At 36.8% G+C, this 19,628-nt stretch carries 15 protein-coding genes; 6 read left to right on the top strand and 9 right to left on the bottom strand.

Features of this window, described 5'->3' with window-relative positions:
• The first annotated feature begins 1 nt into the window (after position 1).
• Positions 2–469: a ribonuclease HI gene (rnhA, locus tag PVV64_RS05065; protein ID WP_273760047.1), complete on the top strand. Its 468-nt coding sequence runs from the start codon at positions 2–4 to the stop codon at positions 467–469.
• Positions 470–863: 394 nt separating this feature from the next.
• Here rnhA and PVV64_RS05060 read toward each other — a convergent pair whose 3' ends face one another.
• The gene (locus PVV64_RS05060) at positions 864–1,715 is read right to left on the bottom strand and encodes a protein-disulfide reductase DsbD domain-containing protein (protein ID WP_273760046.1); all 852 of its coding nucleotides are present in this window, start codon (positions 1,713–1,715) and stop codon (positions 864–866) included.
• Positions 1,716–1,785: 70 nt separating this feature from the next.
• Between PVV64_RS05060 and PVV64_RS05055 the strand changes: the two genes are divergently transcribed.
• A complete protein-coding gene (locus PVV64_RS05055; protein WP_273760045.1) occupies positions 1,786–2,370 on the top strand; it encodes a YqgE/AlgH family protein in 585 nt (194 codons plus the stop codon).
• 39 nt (positions 2,371–2,409) lie between these two features.
• Here PVV64_RS05055 and PVV64_RS05050 read toward each other — a convergent pair whose 3' ends face one another.
• The 7 genes from PVV64_RS05050 to PVV64_RS05020 all read right to left on the bottom strand — a co-directional run bounded on the left by PVV64_RS05050 (position 2,410) and on the right by PVV64_RS05020 (position 12,213).
• A complete protein-coding gene (locus tag PVV64_RS05050; protein ID WP_273760044.1) occupies positions 2,410–5,301 on the bottom strand; it encodes an EAL domain-containing protein in 2,892 nt (963 codons plus the stop codon).
• A gap of 445 nt (positions 5,302–5,746) precedes the next feature.
• A complete protein-coding gene (locus tag PVV64_RS05045) occupies positions 5,747–7,021 on the bottom strand; it encodes a pitrilysin family protein (RefSeq protein WP_273760043.1) in 1,275 nt (424 codons plus the stop codon).
• Positions 7,022–7,099: 78 nt separating this feature from the next.
• Positions 7,100–8,497, bottom strand: coding sequence for a threonine synthase (gene thrC, locus PVV64_RS05040; RefSeq protein ID WP_273760042.1), 1,398 nt, complete (start codon positions 8,495–8,497; stop codon positions 7,100–7,102).
• A 628-nt stretch (positions 8,498–9,125) separates the two neighbouring features.
• Positions 9,126–9,497 (bottom strand): hypothetical protein, encoded by a 372-nt coding sequence (locus PVV64_RS05035; protein WP_273760041.1) that lies wholly within the window; start codon positions 9,495–9,497, stop codon positions 9,126–9,128.
• A gap of 154 nt (positions 9,498–9,651) precedes the next feature.
• Complete coding sequence (locus PVV64_RS05030) at positions 9,652–10,011, bottom strand: hypothetical protein (protein ID WP_273760040.1); 360 nt, start codon at positions 10,009–10,011, stop codon at positions 9,652–9,654.
• Positions 10,012–10,203: 192 nt separating this feature from the next.
• Entirely contained in the window at positions 10,204–10,545 is a 342-nt protein-coding gene (locus tag PVV64_RS05025) for a hypothetical protein (protein WP_273760039.1), read from the bottom strand.
• A 972-nt stretch (positions 10,546–11,517) separates the two neighbouring features.
• A complete protein-coding gene (locus PVV64_RS05020; RefSeq protein ID WP_273760038.1) occupies positions 11,518–12,213 on the bottom strand; it encodes an HAD family phosphatase in 696 nt (231 codons plus the stop codon).
• 372 nt (positions 12,214–12,585) lie between these two features.
• On the opposite strand from PVV64_RS05020, the gene PVV64_RS05015 reads away from it, so the two are divergent.
• Positions 12,586–13,674 carry a site-specific DNA-methyltransferase gene (locus PVV64_RS05015; RefSeq protein WP_404978414.1) on the top strand — a complete coding sequence of 363 codons (1,089 nt, stop codon included), beginning with the start codon at positions 12,586–12,588 and terminating at the stop codon, positions 13,672–13,674.
• Positions 13,675–14,075: 401 nt separating this feature from the next.
• On the opposite strand, the gene mutY is transcribed toward PVV64_RS05015, so the two are convergent.
• On the bottom strand, positions 14,076–15,134 hold the full coding sequence (gene mutY, locus PVV64_RS05010) for an A/G-specific adenine glycosylase (RefSeq protein WP_273760036.1): 1,059 nt from the start codon (positions 15,132–15,134) through the stop codon (positions 14,076–14,078).
• A 209-nt stretch (positions 15,135–15,343) separates the two neighbouring features.
• Here mutY and PVV64_RS05005 point away from each other — a divergent pair, with 209 nt between their 5' ends.
• From PVV64_RS05005 to ppdK, 3 genes are all read left to right on the top strand, one after another.
• Positions 15,344–15,841, top strand: coding sequence for a DUF721 domain-containing protein (locus PVV64_RS05005; RefSeq protein WP_273760035.1), 498 nt, complete (start codon positions 15,344–15,346; stop codon positions 15,839–15,841).
• Positions 15,842–15,924: 83 nt separating this feature from the next.
• Positions 15,925–16,581 (top strand): DsbA family protein, encoded by a 657-nt coding sequence (locus tag PVV64_RS05000; protein WP_273760034.1) that lies wholly within the window; start codon positions 15,925–15,927, stop codon positions 16,579–16,581.
• 182 nt (positions 16,582–16,763) lie between these two features.
• Positions 16,764–19,430 (top strand): pyruvate, phosphate dikinase, encoded by a 2,667-nt coding sequence (gene ppdK, locus PVV64_RS04995; RefSeq protein WP_273760033.1) that lies wholly within the window; start codon positions 16,764–16,766, stop codon positions 19,428–19,430.
• Positions 19,431–19,628: the final 198 nt, after the last annotated feature.

The raw sequence follows: 19,628 nt of genomic DNA, 5'->3' as shown, positions 1-19,628 counted from the left end.
TATGTTAAATCAACAAAAAATCGTTGAAATTTATACAGATGGTGCTTGTTCCGGTAATCCTGGAGTTGGAGGATGGGGAGCAATTTTGCGCTGGAATGGTCATGAACGTGAACTTTATGGTGGAGAAGCGCACACTACCAATAATCAGATGGAACTGATGGCAGCGATTTATGCATTAAAAGCGCTTAAAGAGCCTTGTTCAGTGGATCTTTATACAGATTCGGTTTATGTGCGAAATGGTATCTCTATATGGCTTGAAGGTTGGAAAAAAAATAATTGGCGTACGGCATCAAAAAGTCCTGTGAAAAATATGGAGTTATGGCAAGCTCTGGAAGATATCTGTTCTCATCATACTGTGAGATGGCATTGGGTAAAAGGGCATGCGGGCCATCCAGACAATGAGCGCGCGGACGCACTTGCTCGCAAAGCAATTACGCAATATCGTGAAAACGGATATTTTCCAAAATAGTTTTTTACAAGCTTTTTTCTTTTATCACGGAGTAGAAAAAGGTGAGTTGCTATAAGAAATATCTCTTCATGTTTTCCAATACACTTCACAACGCGATTCATAAGACTATAACGTAAAAACCATGAGGCATCACTGTTTTTACGTTTATGGGCACTATCATACTCTTTGTTCATTCAAAATGTTACATCAGTTCTTGCAGAAAGGCGGTTCATAAGAGATATTTTTACTTTTTTCTTAAAGGTTTTTTAGCGACATATTGTTTCTTTTTGTGACATGCCCGGAATAATTGTATGGATTCATCATGAACAGGCTTAAAATGAGAAAAATTTACCATATGAGAGCTTTTCATTAAAGCTATAGAAATATTGATGATCATTATAAATCAATATGTTGATTATAAGAGTGTAAATGTTCCACTGAAAGCAAGATCTTTAAAAGAAATTGTGTAAAAAATGGTGCGACTTCCTCCATCTGGTATGAAAGAGAGTGGGGCGCTAAAGAGTGTGTATTCTGCGTTCTCACGGACTTTTTTTGCTGGTCCAATTTGCATTTCGCCTCCATCTAAAAAGAGAGAAGAAGGGGAGATTTTATTATTATTTTGTATTTTGATGAGGAGAGTATTTGTCTCTTTTTCAGCACTTATTTTAAATTCATGATGGATAGTTCTAGGTAAGGCATCTTGAGCCTTTTTTAACAAGGATAAAGGGAGGGGAATGTTTTTTTGAACAGATGGAGAAAAATCAAAGTTGATCGTAACCGGAAGACAGATTTTGTGACATAATCCAAGAGTTAAAATGCCACTTAAGTCTTTTTTTACACCAGAAATACTAAAAGGCAATACCACTTTATCTTTATAGCCTAATGACCAGTTATTTTCTGTTTCATAAAGCTGTGGTGTGGGGTAAAAAATTTCATAAGACGCCTGTTGGTTAAAATGAAAAGAAGGTGCTATGCCTGAATTACCTGGATTACGCCAGTATGTTTTCCATCCTGGTTTCAGAACGATTTCGATAAAGCCCTCTCTTATTCCAGAAGGCGAGGGTTGAGTCATAGCTAATCTGATGCGAGCACCTTCCGATTCATACCAAGATGTTGTAAAAAGAGATGTGTTTTGTTCAGTTTGAGCACTGATGGGTATGTTAAAGAGTTCTAAAATTATGAATGTTAAGCTTAAAGTAACCAAGAGTTTTTTATAAAGGTGCATGATAATATTTTTTAAATTTGTAAATATTTGAATTTTTTTCATTGGAGCTTTATTTTCCTATGTACTAACTAAAGTGAAGCTTATCATGTGAACTATGGAGAATAACAGATTGATGAAGCAGTGTAATGGCTTTTTGGGTGGACAGTTGCTCATAGCAATGCCAGGGATGAATGACAAACGCTTTATTCGTTCTGTTATTTATGTTTGTGCACATTCTGATGCCGGAGCTATGGGAATTATTCTCAATCAATTGCATCATATTGATTTTCCAGAGCTTTTGCTTCACCTTGGGGTGATAAACAGTGGTCAAAAAAATTGTCTTTCTGATCCAATAAAAAACTTTCCAGTACGTTATGGTGGACCAGTTGATCCCTCACGTGGTTTTGTCCTGCATTCTGATGATTATGCTTGTGAAGAAACTGTTTCTATTGCAGATAAAATTTGTTTCACTGCGACCATTGATATATTAAAAGCAATCAGTTGTGAGAAAGGCCCTCAACATGCACTCATAGCCTTAGGATATGCAGGCTGGAAAGCTGGGCAGCTTGAGGCAGAAATCTCTACAAATGGTTGGTTGATAAGCCCCACATCACCGAGTTTTCTTTTTGAAAGTGATTTAAGCCGTAAATATGATGAAAGCTTGGTTCGCATGGGGATTAACCCAGCCTATCTCGCTTCTGAAATGGGGCATGCATAGAATTCCACTATTGCCTAACTTTTTGATTTGAGCAATGCCCTATCCATTATGTTTCATTGTATAAGGGAAATGATTTTGCATGAGAGTAATTAATTCTTCAATGGCAATTGGCTTAGTAACCAATGTGCTTTGCACGTATTTACAACCTTCTTGGCGGAGGAAAAGTGCTTCTTTTTCATTTTCAACACCTTCTGCGATGATCTGCAAATTAAGATCAGTTGCCATGTTAATAATAGATTTGAGAACAAGTTTTTTCTTAACAGAATCGATTGAGATAAGCGAACGATCTAATTTTACCATGTCGAATGGATAGCGCACAAGATAAGCAAGTGATGAATAACCTGTTCCAAAATTATCGAGTGCAAGATTCATTCCAAGAGCTTTAATTTGTTCAAGAAAATGTGCTGATTGTTCGGGATTTTTTCTTAAGACAAATTCGGATATTTCTATCATCAAAGCGCCTTTATTCAGTGGGTGACGAAGCAGAGCAGAGCGCAATTGACTGATGACGCGAGGATGAACCATTTCCGTGCTTGGTAAATTGATGGAAATAAAGAAAGATTGTTGAGAAAATTTTTCCTGTACATTGGTAAGATCAATAACGACATTATCAATGATAAATTGTGCTAAATCCATAACGATTTGTTCATTTTCGACGATCTTGATAAAATCAGAGACATTGAGATTTCCATAATTGGGATGATGCCATTCTACAATTGTTTCAAAACCAATAATGTGTCCATCTGATAAATTAAGGATAGGATGATAGAGGATTTTTATTTCATCACGTTTTATGGCATAATGAATATCCTTCGTCATTGTGTTATATTCAATGCCTAACGTACGGAAATTGGGACGAAAAGGTTCAATATGGTTCCCACCCATTTGTTTTGCACGGATCATTGCCAATTCGCTATCATGTAAAATATCTTGAGCGGTTGATCGATTTTCATTCCATGTGACCAAACCAATTGATGTTGAAAGCGTTATTTGTTTTTCTGAAAGTGAAATAGGTGCAGAGATTGTTTTATGCAGATGATCTGCAAAGGCTGCAATTTTCTGTGGTTCAGTTTCACTGAGTAGAATGATTGCAAAACGGTCTGCTGAAAGACGTGACAAAGTATCTTGAAAATGAATAAGGCGGCTTAAACGACGTGCAATGATAAGCAGAACAGTGTCACCAACCGCTATGCCTAATTTACGATTAATTTGGCGAAAATTATCAAAGTCAATCATAAAGACGGTTGGTCTAATTTTGATATTTGCTTTAGCCAAAGAGGTATAGTTTTGTAGCCTGTCGAAGAAAATTTGTTGGTTAGGCAGTCCCGTTAAGCTGTCGTGAATAGCATCATGCAATAAGCGTTCTTCGGCTTTTTTGTGGTTGGTAATATTGACAATGGTTCCAATGACACGTGTAATTTTCCCATCTTTTTGCATAGCAGGGCGTGCGCGAAGGGAAAACCAATGGTAATAGCCACCACCAGAAGACAGTCGAAAAATTTGATCAATACGTCCTTTTTTATTTTTAAGAATGATATCCAAAATGGCTTGAAAGCGCTCACGATCATCGTGGTGCAAGGCTGATATCCAATTACGCATAGGACCATTGAGTTTATGGGTTTCAATCCCAAAAAGGGTTGTCATATTTGGGTGTACGACAATACGATCACGCTCAACATTCCAATCCCAAATAATATTCCCAGCTCCTTTTGCGGCAAGCACTTGTTGCTCAAGGTCAGAAAATATTCCTTCGTGGAAAGCATCATTGGAAAAAGTCTGTTGCAAGACAGTAAAGCTGATAAGAAGGACAATGAGCACTAATCCCCCAGCGAGTGCTGGCTGAATAATATCGTTGTTTAAAGATCCTGCGATGCAGGCATAAGCTCCCACACACCAAAAGCTAATGAGCAGCCATGTAGGGATAAGCATGATGGCGCGGTCATAGCTTCGGAGTGAAAAATAGCTGATTAAAATGATACCAAGCACAGCGGTGAGGACACATGACAGGCGGGCGATACCCGCTGCTCTGGTTGGATCATAAATAGCAAATGCTCCAAGACCACAAAAAGCGATAGTCCATACAATCGCACCATAACTAAAGTGATAGTGCCAACGGTTAAGACATAGATAGGTAAAAAGAAAAATAAAGAGTGTAGCGGCAAGTGCTACTTCTGTAGCAGCACGCCAGATTGGTTGTGTTGTGAGCGTCACTGCAAAGAATTTATTTAAAAAGTTAAAGTCGATGCCAATATAAAAAAGTACGGCCCAAGCAACAGCCGCTGTTGCGGGAAAAAGTCCTGTTCCACGAACGACGAAGAGAACAGTTAACAAAAGAGCTAAAAGACCCGATATGCCAAGCAGAATACCGTGGTAAAGCGTATAAGAATTAATGGAATCCTTATAGGCTTCAGGTTGCCATAAATAGATTTGTGGTAGATTTGCAGAGTTAAGTTCGGCAACAAATGTAATGACAGCACCAGGGTTAAGGGTAATACGAAAAATATCAGAGTTTGCACTAGGCTGGCGGTCGAGAGAAAAACCTTCACTGGGAGTGATGGATTGAATTCGTGCCGAACCAAGGTCTGGCCAAAGAAAGCCTGAATGAGCCATGCGATAATGGGGGGCAACGATAAGACGATCGATTTGTTCATCCGTTGGGTTTGCAAGAGAAAATACAGCCCAGTTTCCAGAAAATTTTTCACTTTTTGCCTGCACCTCAATGCGCCACACAACACCGTCTGGTCCTGGTGCTGTACTGGTTTGAAAGATAGAACTATTTGTATGGTAGATTTCGATTGCTTTTGAAAGGTCAAGAGCAGCATCTTGAGGAGAAATTTTAACGGGCTCAATTGCTTGTGCTGATGTAAGGTGGACAAAAAAACTGATGACGATAATGAAAATGATGTCAATGATTTTACGCAAACTCTTCACAATGTCCCACTCTCAATATTTTAGGATATTTCATTTTAAATTAGATTTTCGAGAAAAAACATCCACCTTTTATCATTTGTGTTACATAATAAACGGTTATTATTTTCTTTTGAAAAGTTGTCCTATTGATACAAAAACAAATTCCCACTTATTGCTTCAAGGAAGTTTGAAGCTTATGGCAATTTACATTTTTGTAGGGCAAAATTAAGCTATGAGTTATCAAATTTCATAGATATACTTTTGCTTATTAAATACTTTATCACATGAAGTGGGGGTTGGGTAGTTTGGTACAGCTGTTTGATAAATATTTCCCAAACTTATTTAGCAAAAAGAGCTTTTGTGAAAAATTTTTAACATAAAATCTATGTATGTTATTATGCTGCTGCTTTTAAAAGTCATTTTCTATAGATCTCATATCGCGGACCCATTGAGAATATTATTAATCTTACTTTATTTTGTAGGAAAGGATTGATGTTAAATCATCAAAATTCATGAGGAGCCCAACGGGACCTACCGCGGCTAATGTTGGCGTGGAATTGATAAAAAGGCGATGTGCTAAATCTGTTAATCTTGCAGGAGTAATGAGATCTAAGCGTTCAATTGTTTCGGATATGGGAATTGGTCGACCATAAAGAAGCATTTGACGGGCAATGAGATGTGCTTGACTAGATGGATTTTCCTGCGACATGGTAAGGTTTGCACGATATTGTGCTTGTGCACGTTGGAGTTCATTGGCATGAATATTTTTTCCTACCTGAGAGAGCTCATCAAGAATGACGGGAAGCAGTTCTTTGAGTCCTTTTTGTCCGGTGGCAGCATGAATGCCAAACAGTCCAGTATCGGAAAATCCCCAATGAAAAGCATAAATAGAATAGCATAATCCGCGTTTTTCTCTTACCTCTTGGAAGAGGCGTGAGGACATGCCACCGCCAAGAATAATGGAAAGAATTTGTGTAGCATAAAAGTCGCGTGCATGATAAGCACGTCCTTCAAACCCTAGAACAATTTGTGTATCCATTAAATCGCGATATTCGCGAAAGTCCCCGCCAACGTAATTGGCAAGGTTTGTAAGAGGGGCTGTTGAATGAGGGCGAAAAGTACTAAGGCGGCTTTCCACTTCTCGCAAAAAGTTTTCGTGCTGCACAGCTCCTGCCGCTACGATGATCATACGGTCTGCACTGTATTGTTTATTCATAAAATTATGAAGGTCCGCAGAAGTAAATGATTGAATTGTTCTTGGCGTTCCTAAAATCGAGCGCCCAAGTGATTGGTGACGAAAGGCTGTTTCAGTAAAGTGGTCAAAAACAATATCATCAGGAACATCATGAGCGGCACCAATTTCTTGAAGAATGACTTGTTTTTCTCGTTCTAATTCCTCTTCGTCAAATTTTGAATGCATCAAAATATCAGCGAGAATGTCAATAGCAAGTGGGATATCGCCTTTGAGTACGCGGGCAAAATAGGCTGTTGTTTCAGTGCTGGTTGTGGCATTAATTTCACCACCAACATCTTCAATCTCACTTGCAATTTGGAAAGCTGTACGATTTTCCGTTCCCTTAAAAGCCATATGTTCAAGCAGATGAGCGATACCGTGTTGTGTGAAGTTTTCATTGCGTGAGCCAACTTTAACCCATATCCCCAGTGCTACACTTTCAATTTGTTGCATTGTATGTGTGGCGATAGTCAAACCATTACTAAGGCGACTGATATCTACACCCATGTGTTCATTACTCCATTAAACAGAACCAATACCTTAAGAATATTGGAATATTATTGACTTGAATTAATGCAGCTAAATTTAATAAGATGCACGCGATTTAAGAGAAATGTAATCTTTTATTATTTTTTCATCATTAGCAAGACCTATAAAATGTTCTTCGCGTTCCATTAAATCGTTGAGACAAGGAGGCTGAGGGGGATTGAATCCACAGGCATTTTTAATAGCATCAGGAAATTTAGCAGGATGTGCGGTAGCAAGAATGATCATTGGAATATGGGGTTGTTTATTTTCGCGTGCCACTTTAAGCGCAACAGCTGTATGTGGATCAACGAGATAACCACTTTCCTTATAAATACTATCAATTGTTTGTGCTGTTTCCGTTATATTACTTTTCCCAGCAGAAAAAAGAGAACGAATATTTTTAAGCTGCTTTTCATGAAGATTAAAACATCCTGTTTTTTTCAAGTTTTCCATTGCCTTGCGGATCCACAATGGATCACGTTCACCACTCTCAAACAGTAAACGTTCAAAATTAGAAGAGACTTGAATATCCATAGAAGGTGATGTTGTGTGGGTTATCGGTTGTATTTTATAAATACCACTGGTTAATGTGCGCACAAGAATATCATTATCATTTGTTGCAATGACGAGTTTGGCAATGGGTAATCCCATACGGGCAGCAACATAACCTGCAAGAATATCACCAAAGTTTCCAGTAGGAACAGTAAAGGAGACAGCTCTATCAGGAGCACCTAAGGAAAGTGCAGATGAGAAATAATAAACAATTTGCGCTATAATACGCGCCCAATTTATAGAATTAACTCCTGAAAGTGCTTTTTTTTGTCGGAAATTATGGTCATTAAACATTGCTTTGACGAGCGCTTGGCAATCATCAAAATTTCCTTCAATGGCGATGGCATGAATATTGGTACTTTGATTGGTTGTCATTTGCCTTTGTTGAACGGGTGATACGCATCCTTTGGGAAATAAAATAAAAACATCTGAGTTTTCTCTTCCTGCAAAGGCTTGTATCGCAGCACCTCCTGTATCGCCTGATGTGGCAGCGATAATTGTAGCGTGTTTCTTTTTTTTAGTCAGAATGTCATCCATGAGTCGAGAAAGAAACTGCATTGCAACATCTTTAAATGCTAAAGTAGGGCCGTAAAAAAGCTCAAGGATGAACTCATCTGTTCCAGTTTGTCGTAACGGACAGACTGCTGGATGACGAAAAACAGCATAAGATTCAGCAATCATCTTTTCAAAAGAGTGATATTCAATTTCGTTATTCACAAAAGGCCAAAGAATGGTTTTAGCAATTGTCGCATAGGATTGACCACGAAGCGCTCGTAATGCATCAAAGGATAATTGGGGAAATTTTTCTGGAAGATAAAGCCCTCCATCACTAGCCAACCCAGTCATAATAGTTTCAGTAAAGCCTAAAGCAGGAGCCTCACCTCTCGTGCTGATATATTTCATAGTTTTTTTCCTTCGGTTAGTTCCAGAAATTTGGTGGATTTATTTATTTCATGTTTTTAATAATATTTAAATTATGAAATGAAGAGAAGTTTGTGTTCTTATTTTTATAAACAAATCAGTAGGATTTTCTCTTTCAAATATTAAGACATAATACGTTGAATATTCATAAAATTTTGTCATGGATGAGAAATATTTTTCTATTTTCCTTCGCTTGTTTTGCAGTTGATACTCACCATCACACTTACCAACATAAGATCAATATTTAGGTAAGCGTTCATCGAGAACTTGTCTTGCCAAAACACAATTGTTCATAAGTATTGTTTATTCTTACTTTAATTAACAATTTATATGAAATTAATTTCTTTAAAGAGTATCTTATGATTTATCTTGGAAACTTTATGAGGTAACTTCATGGCATTCTATACATAAATTATGCATCTAGAGCAATTTTTGTGCCATCTCAAGATCATTTTTCATCTTAGAAGATATTATATTTACTCCACAATATTATTTGTAAGAGGTTAGATTATACATAGAAAGCACAAAAACAGTCTGCCTATTTATATAAGACAGACTGCAATTTAGTTGCTACTTTGAAAGTAGAGAAAAGTAAGCAAATAATTTTTGCTTATTTAGTTTTAGTTATACCTACTGCCCATCCGATTATCCCAGTCACTACGGACATAAGAAGTCCGGTTACAAAACCCACACCAAGAGCTCCTGCTGTCGTTAAAAATCCCAACGTAATAGGCTCAAAAACCTTTTCTATTTTTCCTTCAAAAGTAACGTCATTTTTTGTTTCATGAAAGACATTTGGTGCAGAGAAGAGAGAGGCAATATTGATAGCTTTTTTCTTTCCCTGTTCCATGACAGCAACAGCAATATTATCTCTTTGATGATCACTTTTGAAATGATTTGCATGAGTATTTACAACGTGTGAAAGAAAAAAAGCAGCTGCTATAAAAACACGTAGTAAGTTATTTTTAACTATTTTGATCATAACTTGACCTCAATTTATATTTTTATTAATACAATCATAAGGAAAGTAATTTTTAAAAATATATAAATGATTTTTAATATTTTAACTTTTATTATAGATAATTCATGAATAGATAGATTATCGTATTCTTACGATTTATAATAAAGTTTTAATTTTAACGAGATGATTTAAAAATCATTGCTATTTTTTTTATGAACCATCCTAAGAGCAATCCTAATGTTCCTGATGCATAACCAAGTGCAATTCCAATCCCAAAGGTTCCTATTGTAACGGGTTCAAGGACTTTTTCAATTTTGACCTCAAAATTATCTTTATTTTTTATTTTATGATTTGAATTGAGAAAATCAAATGCAATGATACGGGACGTTTTATTTTTTTCCATTACACAATGAGCAATTTCTTCTTTTTGAGAGATATTTTTTAGATAATTTGCATCAACATTTATAATTTGTGAAAGGAAAAAAACTGTTACGATAAAAATATTTAATATGTAATTTTTAAACATTTTTGTCATAATTTCACCTCAAATACATTCTATCCTCGCCGCTAATAGGGTGATCTATCAGCGTCATAGTGAAGAGAGAGGATAGAATGTCTTTCGTAGTGTTTTGCTATTTAGAGTGAGAAAAATTACTCTATTATGTATTTTATTGATCTCTTAAAAAACATAATAAATCTCTTTTCTGAAGATTAATTATAGGAATTTTTATTTAAAGATTGAGACTATATCTTTAACCCATCCTATTACTGAAGTGATGCTGCTTAATACAAATCCACCTAGCATGACCATTGCTGTGATAGTCATGGGATCCACTACCTTTTCAAATTTTCCTTCGCTGGCGGTTTCAGTCGTCGTGCTGTAGCTTACTGCCGGAACATGGAGAGCAGCCATGCGAATTGCTGTAGATATTGTATCGTTCACTTGTTCCCTTGCATAATTTGCTACTTCCTCTTCATGAGGAGCATTTCCTAAATGACTTGCATTTACATTCACAGCTTGTGAAAGAAAAAAAGTAGCTGCAATAAGAATATTGAATACTTTTACCATATTTTTTACCTCAAATACTTTTTACTATCATAGATACGAATAGAGAAATACATCTGAAAATATCTGCTGCGTATAGCATAATGAATACAAAGCGTGATCACAGATTGCATTATCTGCGGTTATATACTTCATTATGAATTTATAGTCAATAAAAAATATAAGCATTTTGTATTTTTTACTACAAAAGCATAAGCAGTGTAAGTTTAATTTTATTAAGATAAGTGTCTTATAAACTTACTAAATACATATTATGTATTTAAAGTGATATAAATTATAAAAAATCTTCATTTGGATATAATATCAGAGGATATCTATTATGTTTTTTTATCATTTAAAATTTTATAAATATTTTTTCACTTACACTAATAATATATAATTAAACTACACTATAAAAATATAACTTATATCGTATAATTGTGAATCTTGATTATCATTTATAAAAATGATTTTGTAAGACATATTGCAAAATAGCTAGTAGTAAACTTATAGATTATTAGTTATTATTCAATATGTATTAAGACATAGATATAAAAACTTTTGATATGATATTTTAAAAAATATATTATTTAAAATAAAATGCTATTTTTTGATGAAGTTTTATTCACTATGATGTTTTTTTAAGGAAGCATATTATAAAATCTGTTTTTATATTATCTCAATTTTATGTTTAGTTATACGATTACAAGGGAAGATTTCATTTTTAATTTTATCAAGGATATTTTATTGAAGATATGTAGAAAAGTGTGTAGTTTTTATATACAATAAGCAGAATGCATATTGAGTAGAGATAAGTTTTCATAAATTATGATAATGGATATACACGAGTTATTTAGAGACACACGAGTCATTTATCAGACTTAACCAATGGGATTATATCCTAGCTTTTATAGATGTGCCTTAACAGAGGTAAAAATATATTGATAAAAAGGTTATGCAGAGAGTTTATGCATTGAAGTATGTCTACGCGATATTTTATGATGGATCTTGCCATATTGCCATTGCTTCTAAAACTTCTCCTAAATGAATATGTTGGGTAATAACTGTTTCAGCACCAGCTTCTGCGAGTGCATTAGAGTGTCCAAGATAACTGTGTGAGCCCCCTGAAAAACCAATGATACGCATGCCTGCTGCTGATGCAGCATGGACGCCATGCAGTGAATCTTCTATAACAATGGTGTTTTTTGGCTTCGCACGTAATTGTTGTGCAGCGAAAAGAAAAACATCAGGAGCGGGTTTTGTTCTTGTTGTTCCAACTTCAGGGGCAGAAAATATTTTATCATGAAATAGATCGTAGAGATTAACGGCAGTGAGCATCTCTTTTATATCTTTACTTTTTGCATTAGAGCAGATGCAGTAGGGATAGCGCGTTTTAATGATTTCCACCGCTTCTCTTACGCCATCAATAGCACGGAGTTCAGTTTTTATTTGTGCTCGAAAAAGATCTGACATTTGATCTATGAGTTGAGCAGAAATTGGTTTTTCTGTTTCCTGTTCAATTTGTTGAAGAATATCGCGAAAGATGAGTCCCGCATAACGCTTACTCAATTCTTCAGGCGATATTTCATATCCTGTTTGTTTCAGTAACTGAGATCCAATTTTTGCTGCGAGATATTCAGAGTCTACGAGAACTCCATCACAATCAAAAATAATGAGATCTATCTGAGGCATGAGAGTTTCCTTTACATCCAATTGATAGCTTGAAAATTTTTATGAAAATACCATGGAGAACACTTTATTTCATAAAAATATACTTTGAAAGTAATTCTTATTGCTTTCATAGAGAAAAAGTATGGGGGTCGTGCATTGAAGGGAAGAAAAGAGGGACGTATCAATAGGAATTTTTTTTACTTAAAAAAAACAAAAATGAACATCAATTTTTTAGAAGTTTAACGATACGTTTACTCTATTTTGTAAATATACGCTGATAATGCGGGCCTATAAACCATTTTGATTGATTATAGGGTAAGTTCAGTTCACTTTGTTGGGTTTTTCATGACAGTTATTCATCTTCAAAAAGATTTCATTCGTACACCCTCCCAAATGCCATGGCGCAATAAAATTTTCAAAGGAGATTGTGTTGCGGTACTAGAAAAACTTCCCAAACACTCAGTTGATATGATTTTTGCGGATCCTCCTTATAATTTGCAATTGGATGGTGCGCTCTATCGTCCAGATCATTCACTTGTTGATGCAGTTGATGATGCATGGGATCAGTTTGAAAGTTTTGCTGCTTATGATGCTTTTACGCGTGCATGGTTGCTTGCTTGTCGTCGTGTATTAAAACCCAATGGGACGCTTTGGGTTATAGGATCTTACCATAATATTTTTCGGGTTGGTACGGCATTACAAGATTTAGGTTTTTGGGTGCTTAATGATATCATTTGGCGCAAAAATAATCCCATGCCTAATTTTCGGGGACGACGCTTTCAAAATGCTCATGAGACGCTGATTTGGGCTGTTCGAGATCAAAAGGATAAAAAATACACATTTAATTATGATGCTTTAAAAGCTGCAAATGAAGATCTACAAATGCGTTCAGATTGGCTCTTCCCTCTCTGCACGGGAGCTGAACGTTTAAAAGATCAGGCAGGGCGGAAATTGCATCCAACACAAAAACCACAAGCGTTATTAGCTCGTATTATTATGGCTTCTAGTAAGCCTGGTGATGTCATTCTTGACCCGTTTTTCGGTTCGGGAACAACAGGCGCTGTGGCCAAACTTTTGGGACGTGATTTTGTGGGGATTGAACGTGAGCAGGATTATATTGATGCAGCATGTGAGAGGATTGCAGCGATCACACCTTTAGACAAACCAGAATTGGCAATTTTGGATAGAAAAAAAGCCGAACCGCGTGTAGCATTTAACAGTTTGCTTGAAGCAGGTTTACTCTATCCTGGAGAAGTGCTTTATGATCGCAAGAAGCAAGTATCTGCTATTGTAAGGGCGGATGGTACGATCATGCATGGTGGTGAAGCTGGTTCTATTCATGCAATGGGCAGAAAGGCCCAAGATTCGCAAAGCTGTAACGGTTGGACCTTTTGGTATTATGAGGAAAATGGACGGTTGAAACCTATCGATAATTTAAGAATTATTATACGTTCACAGATGTTAAAAACAGGTATTTTATAAACCGAGCAGGTAATATTATTATATCGATTAAGCTTTTAAATGTTACGTTTTTATATGAGGTAATTTGTAAAGAGACGTATTTGTTTGTTCATTATGCATACATGCATCCTTCTTGTGATGTATAAGAGAATGTTTTTTGATTCATCTTGTAGGCTTATGATATGATTCTAGCTTCCGTTTGAGGTTCCAAATAACAGCTGTTGTTGCCAAACTTTTGCAACATGGTTTTGTAACTATTGAACGCAAGCAAGATGACATGATAATCTGAAACGAGAAAACGTACTGTATTGAAGGTTTTCGTTCAAGAAACGAGACGATATATTATCATTATAAATCAATGTGTTTTATAAAACAAATACGATGTATTGAATTAAACAATTCGTTTTTGCGTGTGATGAGAATTATTTTAATCTAAAGGAATGAGGAATCGCTACGGAAATGGCTTTTTTCATAACAGTGGGAAGAGCTTCTTCGGCAAGATTTTGGATATCGCACCACCAGCCATTTTCATGGTTCATTTTGGGGACATTATGAGCATAATAAACATTCAGTTTCAGAGAAAAGTGGGTAAAGACATGTGTAATTTGTCCTTTAAATTGCCAGTTGGCGGTGAAGGGGGCATTTTGCAGATCGTTTTCGTTGTTCTTTCCAATATTATTAGGAATTTGCGTCATTCCACCAAGGAGTTTTTTGCCTTGTCGTTTTTCCAGATATATTTGTTTGTTTTCATTAAGGACAACAAAAGCAGCCCCCATTTTTGAAGGGCGCTCTTTTTTAGGCGCTTTAACTGGAAAAGCTTCTGTTCTTTGCATTTTGGCTGCTTGGCAAAAAATTTGAAGAGGGCAGAGGCAACAAGAGGGTTTGCGTGGTGTACAAATGGTTGCTCCCAGATCCATCATTGCTTGAGCAAAGTCACCAGGGCGATTTAAATCAGTAATTTCTTGTGTTTTTTCTTTGATTTCAACTTTTGCTTTTGGCAATAGGGAAGCGATAGCAAAGAGGCGGGTTACCACGCGTTCAACATTACTATCAACAACTGCTACGGGATGATTAAAAGCAATTGCAGCAATGGCTGCAGCAGTATAATCTCCAATGCCTGAGAGAGTACGCAATGCTTTTATAGATTGTGGGAACTGTCCTTCATAATTTTCCACAAGCTGCTTAGCACAATTGCTAAGATGACGTGCGCGTGAATAATAGCCAAGTCCAGCCCATGCTTTCATGATATCCTCTTGTGAGGCTTTTGCTAAGGAGGAAAGGCTAGGCCAAACTTTTATAAATTTTTGAAAATAAGGTTTTACAGCTTCAACAGTTGTTTGTTGAAGCATGATTTCAGAAAGCCAAACGCGATAAGGATCAGGGCGAATACCTTGAGTTTGTTGGGCAGGAGTAATACGCCATGGCAAATGCCGGTGATTTTTATCGTACCAAGAGAGAAGGCGCAAAGAAATCTCATGCATGATTGTTTTCAACCATAGGGAGATATAAAATGCAAAAGAAAAAAGCGTGTTTTTTGCAATTTATATTCCGTTTTTGCCTTTTTATTATAGAAATTTTGGTGAGGAGAGAATTGGAATTTTTAAATATTGGATGAAATGTTTTGGGAAATAGTTTTGAGATAACAGAAATTTTGTAATTGAGTCCATGGCTGAAGATGTAATCTAGGGAAATGAGCAAACAATTTAAAAAACGCCATTTTTATTCTCTTTCTGAGACGGTATCCAAAATGCTTGATCCGGTTTTACGTAAACGGACAGGGTTAAATGTTGCTCTTATAGAGCATTGGCCACAGATTGTAGGTGATGATATGAGTGAATATACAATGCCCCTTAAAATTATTTGGAAATGTCGTGCGGTTCAAGATGAAGTTTTTCAACCTGCAACACTTGTTATAGCATGTGAAGGATTCACAGCATTAAAATTAATGCACGAAACAAAAGAGTTGCTCCATAGAATTAATGTTTTTTTTGGCTATATTGCTATTGATCGTATCAAGATTGAGCAAAGATCTATATCTATTCCAGAAAATCATTTGACGTTGAAATCAAATTTGAATGAAAAAGACAAAAAACATATAGCTAAAATGCTTGAGAAGATTGAAAATAAGAGTTTACGCCAATCACTTTATAAACTTGGCTGTTGCATTTTTGCAGAAAAAAATAAATAACAAGATATTTTATATATTTTCCTTTAATATATGAGAGAGTATTGGATTCTTATTCGTTTAATAACAACAGAAAAGTATTATTTATGATAAACTATCGTTCTTTTTTGTCTTTCTGGATAATTTTTTTCTTAACGATAACTGTACAAACCAGTGCAACGATCACGTTAGCGAGTGGTGCTAAACTCGTTTCAACTGTTGATATGGCTGAAGTCCTTCAATCGAGAAAAGTGAAGGATCGGTTTGAGGGAGAGGATGATGCTCCAGTAACAATTGTTGAATATGCCTCGTTGACTTGTGTTCATTGTGCACATTATTATAATGATGTACTTCCAGAAATTCGTAAAAAATATATAAAAACAGGAAAAGTAAAACTTATTTTTCGAGAATATGCTTTTGATCCCCGAGCAACAGCAGGCTTTATGTTGGCACGATGTGCACCAGAAGATCGCTATTTTCCTTTAATAGAAGTTTTATTTCAAAAACAAGAGGAGTGGGTTTGGGCAAAAGATGCTCTAACACCATTAAAGGCCATTAGCTTCATGGCAGGTTTTACAGATGAGAGTTTTACCTCTTGTCTAAAAAATCAGACTATTTTAGATGAAGTGAATGCATCTTATGAGCGTGGTAAAGAGCTTGGTGTTACAGCAACTCCTACTTTTTTTATCAATGGGAATAAGTATGAAGGTATTATGTCGGTAGAAGAGTTTTCTTCGATAATTGATAGTTTTCTTAAAAACTAAATTTTCTCCATGTGAAGAAGGGTATGAATAGTTATTGTCATTGCCCTTTTGAAAGAATTAGTTTTGTGCATTGATAAAGCGATATTTGCTTTGGTTGGGCTCATGATGAATCGAATCATTGCTTTTAATGGTGAATCTGGGACACATAATATTGTGATGCTGATATAAGAGGGACTTGTGGGATGGCAAAATGGGTTTATAGTTTTGGGGATGGCAGCGCAGAAGGGAATGCGAGTGAACGCAATCTTCTCGGTGGCAAAGGGGCTAATTTGGCGGAAATGAGTAATCTTGGTTTGCCTGTACCTCCTGGATTTACTCTTACTACAGAAGTTTGTAATTTTTATTATGCACATAACAAATCATATCCGGAAGAATTACAGCAAGTGGTACAGCAAGCACTAAAACGTGTTGGTGAACAAACAGAGCGTGAATTTGGTAATGAAAAAAAGCCTCTTTTACTCTCTGTGCGCTCAGGCGCTAGAGCTTCGATGCCAGGAATGATGGATACAGTACTAAATCTTGGTATGAATGATGCGACTGTAAAAGCAATTGCTTTACAAACGAAGAACGAACGTTTTGCTTATGATAGTTATCGTCGTTTTATTCAAATGTATTCTAATGTTGTTTTAGGGTTAGAGCACTCGTATTTTGAAGAGATACTTGATGAATCAAAAGCGCGTAATGGTTATACTGTTGATACAGAAATGACAGCGGATGATTGGAAAGATGTTATTCTTTCTTATAAGGCATATGTGGAAGAACAGTTAGGAGAGCCTTTTCCGCAAGATCCTGAACAACAGTTGTGGGGGGCGGTTGGAGCAGTTTTTTCAAGTTGGATGACAGCGCGTGCAGTGACCTACCGCCGTTTACATAATATTCCTGAAAGTTGGGGCACGGCAGTTAATGTGCAAGCTATGGTTTTTGGTAATATGGGGGAAGATTCAGCAACGGGTGTTGCTTTTACACGCAATCCATCAACAGGACAAAAAGAACTTTATGGTGAATTTCTCGTAGATGCACAAGGTGAAGATGTGGTAGCGGGTATTCGAACCCCACAAAATATCACAGAAAATGCACGTATTGTTGCTGGTTCAAATAAGCCATCTTTGGAGAAGATTATGCCAGAGGCTTTTTTGAAGCTATGTCAGATTGCACAAAAGCTGGAGCAGCATTATCAGGACATGCAAGACCTCGAATTTACCATTGAAAAAGGTAAATTATGGATGTTGCAGACGCGTTCAGGAAAGAGAACAGCTCGTGCGGCTTTAAAGATAGCGATTGAAATGGTTGAAGAGGGGCTGATAAGCCGTGAAGAGGCGGTGAAGCGCATTGATGCAAAATCGCTTGATCAACTTCTCCATCCAACACTTGATCCTAAGGCAGAGCGTTTTATCATCGCACGTGGTTTACCTGCTTCTCCAGGAGCGGCAACGGGTGAAATTGTTTTTACTTCAGAAGAGGCAGAAAATCTATCTGCAGAAGGCCGCAAAGTTATTTTGGTACGGGTAGAAACGAGTCCAGAAGATATTCATGGTATGCATGCAGCAGAAGGGATTTTAACGACGCGTGGCGGTATGACAAGTCATGCTGCTGTTGTTGCGCGTGGTATGGGAAAGCCGTGTATTGCTGGTGCTGGTAGTGTGCGAATTGATTATAATACAAACACAATGTTTGCTTCAGGACAAAGTTTTAAAAAGGGTGATATCATTACCATTGATGGTGGAAGTGGGGAAATTTTTAAAGGCAAGGTTGCGATGCTGCAACCTGAGCTTTGTGGAGATTTTGCAAAATTGATGGATTGGGCGGATGGAATGCGGCGTATAAGGGTTCGCGCCAATGCTGAAACACCGTCTGATGCGCGTATGGCGCGTTCCTTTGGAGCTGAAGGCATTGGACTTTGTCGTACGGAACATATGTTTTTTTCTGGTGAACGTATTGTTGCCATGCGTGAAATGATTTTAAGTAATGATGAAAGTGGTCGTCGTAAAGCATTAGACAAGCTTTTACCTATGCAGCGTTCAGACTTTAGTGAATTGTTTGAAATTATGTCTGGGTTGCCTGTCACTATTCGCTTGCTGGATCCACCATTGCATGAATTCTTACCAAAAACGAATGCAGAAATTCTTGAAGTTGCAACGGCTATGGGCGTTGCTGCTGATGTACTTTTTGAACGTGCACAGCAGTTGCATGAATTTAATCCTATGCTTGGTTTACGAGGATGCCGTTTAGCTATTACTTATCCAGAAATTGCACAAATGCAGGCACGAGCTATTTTTGAAGCAGCAGCAGAAGCTGCTCAAAAATCTGGATCTCCTGTTATACTTGAAATTATGGTGCCACTTGTTGCGCTTAAAGCTGAGCTTGATTTTGTAAAAGCGCGTATTGATCAGGTCGCTGATGAAGTGATGAAGGAAAAGGGAAGCAATATTCAATATATGGTTGGAACAATGATTGAGCTTCCAAGGGCCGCTCTTCGAGCAGGTGAAATTGCAGAAACTGCAGAGTTTTTTTCATTTGGAACAAATGATTTGACACAAACCACTTTTGGAATTTCACGTGATGATGCTGCTCCTTTTTTGGCAACGTATTTTCAAAAAGGACTTTTAGAACAAGATCCTTTTGTATCCATTGATCGTGATGGAGTAGGGGAGCTTATTGCCACTGCTGTACAGCGTGGTCGTTTACAGCGTGCAAAAATAAAATTGGGAATTTGTGGTGAACACGGAGGTGATCCTGCTTCCATTGCCTTATGCGAAGAGAATGCTCTGGATTATGTATCATGTTCTCCTTTTCGAGTCCCAATTGCCCGTTTAGCAGCAGCGCAGGCGGCTATTACAAAAAAGATATAAAAGTTTTGAGTTATTTCATTGTGTGGCAGTTATTCTTATATTTATATGCTTCATAAGAGGATATTGCTGCTTTCCTCAATATTTTTATGGATAGGTTCCTCCCTCTTGTAACCTGCAAGAAGATGTTTTTTGTTATTTATAATCAGGGGGTGATGGTCAAAGAATTCTACTGTATGAGGTAAGCTCGTGCAGATTTAA

The sequence above is a fragment of the Bartonella sp. ML70XJBT.G genome, assembly GCF_028618575.1.
Classification (GTDB): Bacteria; Pseudomonadota; Alphaproteobacteria; order Rhizobiales; family Rhizobiaceae; genus Bartonella.
This window is presented reverse-complemented; position numbering and strand designations above follow the sequence as displayed.

Coding starts and splice junctions, on each gene's coding strand:
- rnhA (WP_273760047.1), top strand. CDS start 2: ATGTTAAATCAACAAAAAATCGTTGAAATTTATACAGATGGTGCTTGT.
- thrC (WP_273760042.1), bottom strand. CDS start 8,497: ATGAAATATATCAGCACGAGAGGTGAGGCTCCTGCTTTAGGCTTTACT.
- PVV64_RS05025 (WP_273760039.1), bottom strand. CDS start 10,545: ATGGTAAAAGTATTCAATATTCTTATTGCAGCTACTTTTTTTCTTTCA.
- PVV64_RS05030 (WP_273760040.1), bottom strand. CDS start 10,011: ATGACAAAAATGTTTAAAAATTACATATTAAATATTTTTATCGTAACA.
- ppdK (WP_273760033.1), top strand. CDS start 16,764: ATGGCAAAATGGGTTTATAGTTTTGGGGATGGCAGCGCAGAAGGGAAT.
- PVV64_RS05035 (WP_273760041.1), bottom strand. CDS start 9,497: ATGATCAAAATAGTTAAAAATAACTTACTACGTGTTTTTATAGCAGCT.
- PVV64_RS05045 (WP_273760043.1), bottom strand. CDS start 7,021: ATGGGTGTAGATATCAGTCGCCTTAGTAATGGTTTGACTATCGCCACA.
- mutY (WP_273760036.1), bottom strand. CDS start 15,134: ATGCATGAGATTTCTTTGCGCCTTCTCTCTTGGTACGATAAAAATCAC.
- PVV64_RS05015 (WP_404978414.1), top strand. CDS start 12,586: ATGCCATGGCGCAATAAAATTTTCAAAGGAGATTGTGTTGCGGTACTA.
- PVV64_RS05000 (WP_273760034.1), top strand. CDS start 15,925: ATGATAAACTATCGTTCTTTTTTGTCTTTCTGGATAATTTTTTTCTTA.
- PVV64_RS05055 (WP_273760045.1), top strand. CDS start 1,786: ATGAAGCAGTGTAATGGCTTTTTGGGTGGACAGTTGCTCATAGCAATG.
- PVV64_RS05060 (WP_273760046.1), bottom strand. CDS start 1,715: ATGAAAAAAATTCAAATATTTACAAATTTAAAAAATATTATCATGCAC.
- PVV64_RS05005 (WP_273760035.1), top strand. CDS start 15,344: ATGAGCAAACAATTTAAAAAACGCCATTTTTATTCTCTTTCTGAGACG.
- PVV64_RS05020 (WP_273760038.1), bottom strand. CDS start 12,213: ATGCCTCAGATAGATCTCATTATTTTTGATTGTGATGGAGTTCTCGTA.